The 11,916-nt window shown below is 61.5% G+C and carries 10 protein-coding genes and 1 pseudogene; 9 read left to right on the top strand and 2 right to left on the bottom strand.

The features are described from left to right. Nucleotides 1-158 precede the first annotated feature (158 nt). From ACIQ36_RS13100 to ACIQ36_RS13060, 9 genes are all read left to right on the top strand, one after another. A complete protein-coding gene (locus ACIQ36_RS13100) occupies nt 159-1,055 on the top strand; it encodes a LysR family transcriptional regulator (protein ID WP_395829959.1) in 897 nt (298 codons plus the stop codon). Between the two features lie 191 nt (nt 1,056-1,246). Continuing rightward, nucleotides 1,247-2,260, top strand: coding sequence for a substrate-binding domain-containing protein (locus ACIQ36_RS13095; RefSeq protein WP_395829957.1), 1,014 nt, complete (start codon nt 1,247-1,249; stop codon nt 2,258-2,260). 65 nt (nt 2,261-2,325) lie between these two features. Continuing rightward, nucleotides 2,326-3,840 carry a sugar ABC transporter ATP-binding protein gene (locus ACIQ36_RS13090; protein ID WP_395829955.1) on the top strand — a complete coding sequence of 505 codons (1,515 nt, stop codon included), beginning with the start codon at nt 2,326-2,328 and terminating at the stop codon, nt 3,838-3,840. A 20-nt stretch (nt 3,841-3,860) separates the two neighbouring features. Then, entirely contained in the window at nt 3,861-4,865 is a 1,005-nt protein-coding gene (locus tag ACIQ36_RS13085) for an ABC transporter permease (RefSeq protein WP_395829953.1), read from the top strand. A gap of 29 nt (nt 4,866-4,894) precedes the next feature. Continuing rightward, a complete protein-coding gene (locus tag ACIQ36_RS13080) occupies nt 4,895-5,854 on the top strand; it encodes a sugar-binding transcriptional regulator (protein WP_395829951.1) in 960 nt (319 codons plus the stop codon). A gap of 1 nt (nt 5,855) precedes the next feature. Beyond that, nucleotides 5,856-6,851 carry an aldo/keto reductase gene (locus tag ACIQ36_RS13075; protein WP_395829949.1) on the top strand — a complete coding sequence of 332 codons (996 nt, stop codon included), beginning with the start codon at nt 5,856-5,858 and terminating at the stop codon, nt 6,849-6,851. 61 nt (nt 6,852-6,912) lie between these two features. Further along, nucleotides 6,913-8,637, top strand: a complete 1,725-nt coding sequence (locus ACIQ36_RS13070) for a glycerol-3-phosphate dehydrogenase/oxidase (protein WP_395829947.1) — start codon at nt 6,913-6,915, stop codon at nt 8,635-8,637. Continuing rightward, nucleotides 8,628-9,470, top strand: coding sequence for a class I fructose-bisphosphate aldolase (locus ACIQ36_RS13065; protein ID WP_395829945.1), 843 nt, complete (start codon nt 8,628-8,630; stop codon nt 9,468-9,470). Before ACIQ36_RS13070 ends, ACIQ36_RS13065 begins: the two co-directional genes overlap by 10 nt. Next, nucleotides 9,421-10,962 carry an FGGY-family carbohydrate kinase gene (locus ACIQ36_RS13060; RefSeq protein ID WP_395829943.1) on the top strand — a complete coding sequence of 514 codons (1,542 nt, stop codon included), beginning with the start codon at nt 9,421-9,423 and terminating at the stop codon, nt 10,960-10,962. Before ACIQ36_RS13065 ends, ACIQ36_RS13060 begins: the two co-directional genes overlap by 50 nt. On the opposite strand, the pseudogene ACIQ36_RS13055 reads toward ACIQ36_RS13060, so the two are convergent. Both ACIQ36_RS13055 and ACIQ36_RS13050 read right to left on the bottom strand, forming a co-directional pair. Next, a pseudogene (locus tag ACIQ36_RS13055) lies at nt 10,951-11,249 on the bottom strand (transposase); the annotation flags it as partial. The gene ACIQ36_RS13060 and the pseudogene ACIQ36_RS13055 sit on opposite strands and share 12 nt — an antisense overlap. 28 nt (nt 11,250-11,277) lie before the next feature. After that, on the bottom strand, nt 11,278-11,916 hold a 639-nt coding region (locus ACIQ36_RS13050; RefSeq protein ID WP_395829941.1), incomplete at its 5' end, for a winged helix-turn-helix domain-containing protein.

Genomic DNA, 11,916 nt, shown 5'->3' with positions numbered 1-11,916 from the left:
GTGCCGGAGAGCTTTTTCCCGCCGATGAGATGGTATAATTCTGTCGCCATGGTTCGTTTCCCCCAAATTTTGTTGCGCCCATGTCACTCCGTCGCCCCGATGAAGGCGACGGGTAAATTTGCGCATCCTTTGTGCGGGAATACGCCGGGGGCAGTCCGATGAGCGGCTTCAACTGGAACGATCTGCGCTATTTCCTCGATGTTGCGCGCACCGGTAAGCTCATCGTCTCAGCTAAACGGCTGCGCGCGGACCATACAACCGTCAGCCGCCGCATCGCCGCGCTGGAAGAGGCGCTGAACGTCACCCTGTTCGACCGCCGCCCGGACGGTTTTAGCCTTACGCCAGAAGGCGAGCGGCTGCGCACGGTTGCCGAGGAAATGGAACGCGCCGCGATTGCCGCGCAAGGGCTGGTGGGGGATGCCGACCGATCCATGAGCGGCACGGTGCGCATTGGCGCGCCCGATGGTTTCGGCAGCCAGTTCCTCGCGGCCCATATCGGGCGGCTGTGCGACCGCTTCCCGGATTTGGAGGTGCAGTTGGTGGCCACGCCGCGCGTCTTCAGTCTTTCCAGGCGCGAGGCCGATATTGCCATCAGCCTATCGCGCCCAACGGAGGGGCGGCTGGTGGTCCGCAAGCTGACCGATTATCATCTGCGGCTCTATGCCTCCGCCGACTATCTTGCGGCGCACGCACCGATCGAAACCCGGGCCGATCTTGCGGGGCACCGCTTCATCGGGTATATCGACGATCTGATCTACACGCCGGAGCTCGATTATCTCGCCGCCGTCGGCAGCATCGCCCCGCACTTGAAAAGCAGCAACCTGATCGCGCAACTGACAGCCACCCTGGCCGGGGCCGGGCTCTGCATTCTGCCGCGCTTCATTGCCGACCGCGCCGCCCACCTCATGCCTGTGCTCGGCCACGATGTGCGCATCACCCGCAGCTTTTGGCTGATTGTTCACGAAGACCTGCGCGCCCTCGCCCGGGTTGCCGCCACGGCGGATTTCATTGCGGAAACGGTTCTCCGACGCCAGGCCGAGTTTCTGCCCGACTGAGCGAGCCGCGCCCCTAGTTTTCAACTTATCGCGCTGATCGGCGCCCTCTCCGGGGCGCCATTTTTTTTGTTAACACTCCCGCTTGACGGCGGGGAAACAGAGGCGTACACCTAGAACTGCAATAAAAACCATTAAGTGAAATTTATTGCAGACACGGTCAAAGGCCGGTCCTAACAACACGGGAGGATACAATGGTAGCTTGGACTCGGGCGGCAGCCCTGCTTTCGGTCGCTCTTGGGGCGGCGGCGGTTTTTGCAACCGGCGGCGCGGCAGCCCAGAGCAAATTCGCCTGCAAACCCGGCGAATTCTATGTGATGAACGTGATGGTTTCCGGCCATCCCTATTGGGTTCCGGTGTTCGAAGGCTTTAAGCAGGCGGCAACGGCGATGGGCTGTAGGGCGGTGTTCTCGGGCACGCCGGATTACGATATTACGAAGCAAATCGCCTCGTTTGAACAGGATCTGGTGAAATCGCCGAAGGGCATTCTGCTGCATCCGATGCAAGCTGATCCGTTCATCGAGCCGATCAATCGCGCCATTGGGGCGGGGGTTGCGGTCACGACGTTTGCCGCCGATTCGCCGAAATCCAAGCGCACGGGCTATATCACCTCCGACAATCTGGCCGAAGCCAAGTTCGCCGCCGAGGAAATCGTGAAGCAGGTGGGGAATGCCGCCGATTACGCGGTTCTCGAAAACCCCGGCCAGAGCAATCACGACCTGCGCGTGACCGCCCTCATCGCCTATATGGAGAAAAATTACCCCAAGATGAAGCTGGTCGGCCGCCAAGCGACCAACCAAGACACGAGCGCCGCCTATAAGGCCGTCTCCTCCATGCTTCAGGCGAACCCGAAGCTGGCGGCGCTGTGGATCCCCGAAGCAGGCTCGGCGGAAGGCGCGGTGGCCGCTGTGCTGGAGACTAAGAAGAAAGTTCTGATCGTTCACGCCGATATTACCCCGACGACACTGGAACAGATCAAAGCCGGTAACATCCATATGTCCATCAACCCCAATCAGGGCATTCAGGGCTATATGGGCTTTATCAATACCTTCTTGGGCTCACACCCCGAATTGATCGATCCGTTCAACGATTACAAACTGTCCGGCTTCAATCCGATGCAGATCCCCTTCGTCGATAATGGTTTCGCCGTCATCACTAAGGCGAATGCAGAAGCCTTTGACCTGAACAAATATATGGCCAACCGTTGATCTGACGCACTGGAGGCCCGCATCATCGTCGGATGGACGCGGGCCTCATACGGGGAGACGGGGCCATGCCCGATCCAATCCTTGAAATCAAAAATCTGTCGAAAGCCTTCGGGCCAGTGCAGGCCCTGCGGGGGGTGAATTTCGAGCTGCGCCGGGGCGAAATCCACGCGCTGGCAGGCGAGAATGGGGCCGGAAAATCGACCCTGATGAATATCATCGACGGGATTCTCCAGCCTGACAGCGGTGAAATTCTGCTCGATGGCACGCCGGTTCGAATTGCTTCCCCCAATGCCGCGCAATCCCTAGGGATTGGCCTCGTTCATCAGGAAATTGCCCTCTGCCCCGATATTTCTGTCGCCGAGAATATCTTCATGGCGGCAACCAATCGCAGCGCTGATTTTCTGATGCGGTACGGCGAACTTTACCGCCACGCCGCTCAGGTTTTGGGTGAATTGGGGCAAATCGACCCGCGCGCCAAAGTCGGCAGGCTATCGATCTCCCAACAGCAGCTCGTCGAAATCGCCAAAGCGCTGACGCTCGACTGCCGCATTCTCATTCTGGATGAACCTACCGCCGCTCTCACCGAGCCGGAAGCGCAAGTGCTGTTCCGCATTATGCACCGGCTGGCCGAAAAGGGCATGGCGATCATCTATATCTCCCACCGCATGGCCGAAATTTTTGCCCATTGCGACCGGGTGACGGTGTTCCGCGACGGCTGCCATATTCGCACCCTGCCCATTGCCGAAACCACGCCGGAAGACTTGGTGAACAGCATGGTCGGGCGCGTGATGGAGAAGCTCTACCCCGAAAAGCAGACCGAGGCAGAACGCAGCGATAATATTATCCTCAGCGTCCGCAACCTCACCGATAAACACCGGTTTCACGATGTTTCCTTCGATCTGCGCCAAGGCGAAATTCTGGGCTTTGCCGGTCTCATCGGTTCGGGCCGCAGCGAGATTGTGCGCGGGCTCTGCCGCCTGGAGGGGCGCGCGCGCGGCGAGGTTTGGCTCGGCGACCAGAAACTCGCCCTCCGCCATTACGCCGATAGTATCCGGGCAGGGATCGTCTATCTCTCCGAAGACCGGAAGGGGGACGGGGTTTTTCTCAACCTCCCCATCGCGGCTAATGTGTCGGCGCTGGATACGCGGCGGGTGGCGAGCCGGGCCGGCATTATCGACGCCAGGAAGGAAAAGAGCTTGGCCGAAACCCTCGGCCTACGCCTCAACCTCAAGTGCGGCAGTGTCGCCGATCCTGTCTCCTCGTTAAGCGGCGGTAATCAGCAGAAGGTCGCGCTGGCGAAAATGCTGTCGATTGGCCCGAAGCTGATTTTTCTCGATGAGCCGACGCGCGGCGTCGATGTCGGCGCGAAGGCGGAAATTCACCGTACGCTGCGCCGCCTAGCGCGGGAGGGGGTTGGCATCATCGTCATCTCCTCAGAACTCCCCGAGTTGATCGGCATTAGCGACCGGGTGCTGGTGGTCCGCGAGGGACGGATCGCCGGTGAATTGAACGGCCCCGATATTACTGAAGAGCGGATCATGCAGCTTGCATCGATTAAAACGCCCTCGGCGGCCGAATAATGAAAAATAGGGAGGAACCCATGTCCATCAGCCAAACCGGAAGCGTCGCCGCACCGCCCGACGCCCCCACTGGAAAACCCCTCTGGCGCAGCCTGCTGCGCGCGCGGGAAACCGGGCTCATCATTATTATCGCAGCGCTGTTCATTACCATGTCGCTCGCCTCGCCCTATTTTCTAACCGTTGCGAACGTGCGGGCGATGGCGATGGCCTTTGCCGTGGAAAGTATCGTCGTGGTCGGAATGACCATTCTGCTGATTTCCGGCGGGATCGATCTTTCGGTCGGCTCGATCACGGCGCTCGCGATGGTGCTGGCGGGCTGGTTGTTTCTAAGCGGCGTCGATCCTTGGACCGCGTCGGCGCTTGCCGTTCTGGTCTGTATGGGAATCGGCGCGGCGATGGGGCTTTGCGTCACCCGCATCGGTCTGCATCACTTCATCGTCTCGCTGGCGGTCATGGTGATTGCCCGTGGCCTGTGCCTGCTGATGACGGGCGGCCGGCCGCTCGGTCTTTATACCCTGCCGCCGGAATTCAAATTCATCGGCCAGGGCAGTATTGGGCAAATTCCCGTCGTGATCGCCATTTTTGCCGTGGTCGTCGTGGTGTTCGATTTCCTGCTGCGGCGCACTGTGATGTTCCGCAAGGTTTTCTACACCGGCAGCAACCCCAAGGCCGCCGCCTATTCGGGTATTCGCACCGATCGGGTGATCTTTGCGACGACGACGCTCTGCGCCACCTTGGCCGCCATCGCCGGGATCATCTCCATGGCGCGCTTCGGCTCGGCGCAACCGACCTTCGGCATCGGCATGGAGTTAAACGTCATCGCCGCAGCCGTTATCGGCGGGGCTAGCTTGTCGGGCGGCTCCGGCACCATTCTCGGGGCGATTTTGGGGGCGATTTTGCTCTCGGTCGTCTCCAGTTCGCTCGCCCTGCTCAATGTTTCGGTATATTGGCAGGACATTATTCGCGGGTCCATTCTGCTGGCCGCCGTTGTCTTCGACCATTACTTGGTCAAGAAACGCAGCTAACCGCGCGAGAGAAGGAGAAGGGCGCTGCTATGGCCGAAATGCGAGATGAATATGATGTTCTGCGCCAAACCTACACGGTGCTCATGCTGCATTTCATCGAAGGGATGAAACAGTCCGAGATCGCAAAACGTCTCAATCTCTCGACCTCCAAGGTCAATCGGCTGATCGCCAGCGGCCAAAAGGCGGGCATGGTGAAGATCACGATCGAAAGCCCGTTCCAGCGGTTGATGGATTTGGAAAAAGACCTGACCCGCGCGTTTCAGCTCAATCAGGCCATCGTCACCCCGACCGTTTCAGACAATCCCGAAACCACCTTGCAGCAGGTGGGGCGGGCCGCCGCCAATCATCTACTGGAAACGCTGCACAGCGATGATGTGATCGCCATTACCGGCGGGCGGGCGATTAGCGCCTTGGTCGATAATCTCGCCCCCGAACAAGCCTATGACGTCCGCGTCGTGCCGCTAACCGGTGGCGTTCAAGGGAAATATTATACCGACGTGAACCATCTCGCTATGCAGTTTGCGGAAAAGCTAGGGGGTGCAGTCTCCCTCGTCCACGCGCCGCTTTTTGCCGAAACCCAGGCGCAGCGCGATGTGCTGATGGCGATGGCCTCCATCCGTGACGTCTTCGATCTCGCGCGCCGGGCAAGCGTCGCCGTGGTTGGCGTCGGCGGGGTCGAAGCATCGGGTTCCGGCTACTACGACTCGATCCCCGACGCGGACCAGCAGGGGTTCCGCGACCGTCACGTCGCCGGGGAGTTTATCGCGCATTTGATCCAGGCCGACGGCAGCCTTGCCGATGTGCCGTTGAACTCGCGCGTTGTTGCGCTTAATCCCGGCGATCTCGCGGCCTGCCCGCGCGTCATTGGCGTTGCCTCTGGTGCGCAGAAGATCGGCCCCCTTAGGGCGGCCCTCGCCGGACATTACCTTCACTCCCTGGTTGTCGATGAAACAACGGCTCAGGGCTTGCTCGATTTGGAAAGGTCTTAGCATGAACGCGGCAACACTTACCCGCCCCATCGGCCAAAGCGGCATTTCCGCCTCCGCTGTCGGCCTCGGCACCTGGGCTATTGGCGGCTGGATGTGGGGAGGAACCGATGAAGCCCAATCCATCGCTGCGATTCAGGCTTCCATTGATGAAGGCGTGAGCCTGATCGATACGGCCCCGGCCTATGGCATGGGGGTTTCCGAAGAGATTGTCGGCAAAGCCATTCGCGGCCGCCGCGACAAGGTCGTGCTGGCAACGAAATGCGGGCTGGTCTGGCACACGCAGGCCGGGGGGTATTTCTTCAGCCAAAATGATTTGCCCGTGCATCGCTACCTGGGGCATGCGTCGATTGTCCACGAGGTCGAACAGAGTCTGACGCGCCTCGGCACCGACTATATCGATCTTTACATAACCCATTGGCAAGACCCGACAACCCCCATCGCCGAGACAATGGCGACCTTGGAGGCGTTGAAGAAACAAGGGAAGATCCGCGCCATCGGGGCCAGCAATGTGAGCCCAGAGGAGTTGCGCGCCTATATCGGTGCCGGGCCGCTGGATGCCATCCAGGAGGAATTCTCGATGGTAAAACCCGATATTGGCGAAACGCTGGTGCCCATCTCCCAGGCGCACGGGGTTTCAACCCTCTCCTATTCCTCCCTCGCGCTTGGGCTGCTGTCGGGCAAAATCGGGCCAGACCGGCAATTCTCGGGCGACGACCAACGCCGCGATAACCCACGCTTCTCGCAAGCCAATCGCAGCAAAGTTGCGGCCCTGATGGCCGATATCGCCCCCATCGCTGAAGCACATCAGGCCTCGCTGGCGCAGATCGTCATTGCCTGGACGCTTCAGCAGCCGGGGATCACGTTTGCGCTCTGCGGTGCGCGCGATCCCGCCCAAGCGAAAGAGAATGCCGCCGCCGGGCGGCTTCGGCTGAGCGGGGAGGACATCGGTATCATCCGCGCCGCCGGAGCCCGGCACCTGGTCGGTCTCGACGCCTAACGCCTAATCCCACTCCTGTTGCTTAGGATGCCGGTCGTACAAACCGGCGAAGGGTGATCCTATGTCTACACGCCGCGCTTTTCTTCTCGACCAGATCCGCCAGAACGGCGCGTTCGATGCCGTCGTCATCGGCGGGGGCATCAACGGAATCGGCACGTACCGCGAGCTTGCCTTGCAGGGGCTGCGGGTGCTGTTGGTCGAGCGGGGCGATTTTAGTTCCGGGTGCAGTGCCGCCCCCTCGCGCATGATTCACGGTGGCTTGCGCTACCTTGAAAACGGCGAAGTTGGCCTCGTGCGCGAATCCCTTGAGGAGCGCGATGGGCTTTTGGCGAATGCCCCGCATCTCGTGCATCCGCTGGCAACGACGATCCCGATTACCTCCACCTTTTCCGGGCTGTTCAATGCCGCCGCCGGGCTGGTTGGGGTGACGGGCAAACCATCAAGCCGGGGGGCCTTGCCAATCAAACTCGGCCTCGCGCTCTATGATTTTATCGTGCGCCGTAACCGCCGCCTGCCAAAACATATCTTCCGGTCGGCAAAAGCCAGCCGCGCCCAGTGGCCGGAGTTAATGGCCGATCTACGCTATTCCGCCACCTATTACGACGCGTGGATCAGCCACCCCGAGCGCCTGGCGCTGGAGCTTTTGGCCGATTGCCGCACCGAAGCGCTGGACGCAATCGCCGTGAATTACGCCACGCTGGAGCCCCAGGGCGAGGGCTATGTTCTGACGGGTTTTGGCATTCCAACGGCCCTGCCGATCACCACGCGCGTCATCGTAAATGCCACCGGCGCTTGGCTGGACGAGACGCTGCGCAGCCTGAGCCGCGCGCCCGATGCCCCCATTGTAGCGGGAACGAAAGGCTCGCACCTCATTCTCGACAATCCCCGCCTGAAGGACGCGCTGCGCGGCCATATGGTGTTTTTCGAGAATGACGATGGCCGCGTTTGCATTCTCTTCCCCTACCTCGGCAAAGTGCTGGCCGGATCGACCGATATTCGTGTCGAACGGCCCGGACGGGTGCGCTGCGAGCCGGAGGAGCGGGATTACATCCTCTCCGCCGTGCATCGAATTTTCCCGAATATTCCGCTGGATGCGGCGCAGATCGTCTTTAGTTACAGCGGCATTCGCCCGCTGCCGAAAAGCGACCATGCTTTTACCGGGCGCATCTCGCGCGGCCATTTTATCCAGCGCCTCGACGGCAAGGTTCCACTGTTCTGCATGGTCGGCGGGAAATGGACCACCTTCCGCGCCTTCGCCGAACAAACCGCCGACGCGGTGCTGGACGAACTCAAACACCCGCGTCGAACCGATACCCGTCACCGCCCCATTGGCGGCGGTCTGGATTTCCCTGCCGATCCGGCCACGCTGGAAGCCGATCTGTGCCGCCGCTTCGGCATCGACCGTAACCGGGCCGCCCATTTGGTGAGCACCTACGGCACCGCGAGCATTCCGCTTCTCACCTTCTGCCGGGCGCGCCCCGACGATGCGCCCTTAGCCGCAGGGTTGCCTTGGACCGAGGCCGAAATTGTTTGGCTGATCGAAACGGAGGATGTCGTTCACCTTGCCGATATTGTGTTGCGGCGCACGACACTGGCCATTAGCGGGGCGATTGACGGGTCGATTCTCGACCGGCTCGGCGCCCTTGCGGCCCGCAGCCTGGGCTGGTCTACCGCCCGCACCGAGGCCGAAAAGGCCGCCCTGATCGCCGAACTCGACCGCTTCCACGATGTTTCTGCCGCCCGACTGGCGGCCCGTACTCATGAAAGGACACACGCATGCGCCTAAGCCCAAAAGCCCGGATGAACCGACTCTTCAACAAGGGGGGCTGCCTGGATGTCGCCATCGATCACGGCGTCTGCAACGAGCCGAGCTTTCTTGTCGGCCTTGAAGATATGGGCAAGGTTGTCGATACCCTCGTCGCCGCCCGGCCCGATGCAATCCAAATGACCTATGGTCAGGCCGATCTGCTCCAAGCCCGGCCCGAACGCGATAAGCCCGCGCTGGTGATGCGCATTGATATGGGCAATCCCTATAATGCCCAGCGGCATCGGGTCATGTGGTCGCAGCTTCAGAATTACGAGGATCCGATTATCGGCGCCTTGGAGATGGACGCCGCTTGCGTTGTCGTCAATCTCTTCATGCTGCCCGACGAGCCGGAGCTGTTCCGCCAATGCGTGGAGAATATCAGCCGCGTGCGCGCCGACTGCAACCGCTACGGCATGCCTTTGATGATCGAACCGCTGGTGATGCTGCCGAACGATGTGCGCGGCGGCTATCAGGTCGATGGTGATGTGGAAAAGATTGTGCCGCTGGTCCGTCTCGCCTCCGAAATGGGCGCGGATATCATCAAGGCCGATCCGACGGCGAACGCGGAGGATTTCCACCGCGTGATTGAAGCGGCGCGCTGCCCGGTGCTGGTGCGCGGCGGCGGGAAGGAAGACCTGAAGACCGTTCTATCCAAATCGGCGGCACTCTTGGCCCAAGGCGCGCAGGGGCTGGTGTATGGCCGCAACATTTATCAGCATGCCAATCCGAAAGCCGTCGTTAGCGCGCTGATGGCCCTCATTCATGATCGGGTCAGCGGCGCCGCGGCGTGGGAAATCTATAATCATGGCTGAGGCACGTCGGTATCTCCTGGGTCTTGATGTCGGCAATACCGTCATCAAGGCCGTGCTCTTCGATCTTAGCGGACAGCAGATTGCCGCCGAGGCAATCGACGGCCAGTCGCTGCGCCCGAAACCCGGCCATGTAGAGCGCGACCTTGGGGAGCTTTGGGCGAATGGCCGCACGGTCATTCGGGCCGTGCTGGCGAAATCCGGCGTCCCCGCCGCTGCGATTGCCGCAATTGGCTGCGCCGGGCACGGAAATGGGCTTTATCTGCTCGACCGGGACCGTCAGCCGCTGCTGGGCATTCAATCCCTTGACGGGCGCGGGGCTAGCCTGGCCGCCGACCTCGACCAGGCGACGGGCGATGCCCTCTATAACCGCTGCCTGCAACGCCCTTGGCCGGCCCAAACCCCCGTGTTGCTGGCCTGGGTGAAGCGCCACGCGCCGGAGATTTACGCCCGCGCGGGAACGCTGCTCTTCTGTAAAGATTACGTCAGTTTCCGACTGACGGGCCAGTTGGCAAACGAAATTTCGGATGTCAGCGGGGCGGGGCTGCTGGACATGGGCGACTTGACCTATTCCGAAGAGCTTCTGGCGCTTTATGGCTTGGGCGATGCCGCGCGGCTGCTGCCGCCCTTGATTGAGCCCGCCGATATTCTCGGCACCGTTACCGCCGAAGCCGCTGCCGAAACCGGGCTTGCGGTGGGAACCCCCGTTATCGGCGGGTATTTCGACGTGGTGGCGAGCGCCATGGGTTCGGGCGTCATCCACTCCGGCGACGCCTCGATTATCACGGGCAGTTGGAGCATCAATCAGGTTTTCTGCGACCGGCCAGTCGCCGATCCGCGCATTTTTATGGTCTGTGCCTTTGCCCCGAATCGCTTCGTCACCATCGAATCGAGCGCCACCTCCGCCGCAAATCTTGAATGGTATGTGCGCGAATTTGTCGAACGCGGCGACCATGCGATACCCGCGTTCGACCATTGCAATCGCCTGGTCGGCGCGATTACGCCCGCAGAGGATGATCCCTATTTCCATCCGTTCCTCTATGGCTCGCGCCAAGGGGCGGCTTTCCGCGCCGGATTCTACGGCATCGCCGGTTGGCACAGCGAGGGCCATCTTATCCGCGCGCTATTCGAAGGCGTGGTGTTCGAACACCGGCGGCATTTGAGCGTGCTTCAAGCGGCTGGATTAACGGTCGGCGCTGCCGTCATGTCCGGGGGCGGGTCACGAAGCCCCCATTGGCCGCAGATCATGGCCGATGCTCTCGGCCTGCCGATTACCGTCGCCGCCTGCCGCGAAACCGGCGCACTGGGGGCCGCGATCGGCGCGGCCTTGGGCGTTGGTCTATACCCCGATTACGAGGCCGCCGTTGCCGCCATGAGCCGCGCCGCCCAAGCCTTCACACCGAACACCGCCCTCCGCCCTCAGTACGACCGACGCTACGGCACCTACCTTGGATTGATCGACGCGCTGCGCCCGTTCTGGAAAAAAACGTCTTAGATCACTGTGCGTCAAATAAGATGCGCGGCCTGGGACATAGGTGAAGGCGCCCCCCGGAGGTTCGGTGCCGCCCCAGGCGCGGTCATAGCGGGCCAATGCCCAGAAGTATCTGGTCTTGGTTTACCTCGCCCCCAGATTGAGGACCGGCGCGCGGGTCTCGTCCATGAACAGTTTGGTGAAGCGCTTCAGATTGCCTAGAAGGGTCACCGGGAGGGCCGAAGTTCAAAACCGGCCCGGCCCACCCAGTCGGCTAGAGTAGAGCGGTCGAGATCGATCCCCTGGCGGCTGTTCAGCGTGGGCTAAAGTGCTAATAGCCTAGTTTAATGGGGTTGGCCGGGTTGCAAACAGGTACCCCACCCCTCGCTCGGTGCGAATGAAGGCGGGCTGCTGCGGATTAGCCTCGATTTTCCGGCGCAGACGCAGAATCGTCACATCGATAGAGCGTTCAAAAATCGCGTCGCTGGTTCGCCCGCAGCGGCGCAGAATTTCGGCCCGGCTCAGCACCTCCCCATGGCCTTCGACGAGCACGGTGAGGAGTTCAAATTCGGCGGTGCTGAGGTCGGCAAGCGTCCCATCGGGGTGAACCAAGCGCCGCAGAGCGAGATCGAGCGTCCAACCGGCGAACTGATACCCGCGCGGCCCGCTCGGTACGGGCGGCGGTGCCGGGGAAGCAAGCGGCGGAGCGGCGTAAGCCGGGGTTGTCCGCCGGGTGACAGCCTTGATGCGGGCCAAGAGTTCACGCGGGTTGAAGGGCTTCACCACATAGTCATCGGCCCCCAGTTCCAGCCCGACGATGCGGTCTACGTCCGTCCCGCGCCCGGTCAGCATAATGATCGGCACGGGAGAGAAGGCCCGAATCTGGGCGGCCAGGGCGAACCCGTCTTCGTCCGGCAGGCCAAGATCGAGCAGAATAAGATCGATGGGCTGCTGGGGCAGAAGCGCGCGCAGGGCCGC

The sequence above is a fragment of the Elstera sp. genome (assembly GCF_044372965.1).
In the GTDB taxonomy this organism is placed as follows: Bacteria; Pseudomonadota; Alphaproteobacteria; order Elsterales; family Elsteraceae; genus Elstera.
Note: the sequence above shows the minus strand (reverse complement) of the source record. Positions and strands in the feature narration are given on the sequence as shown.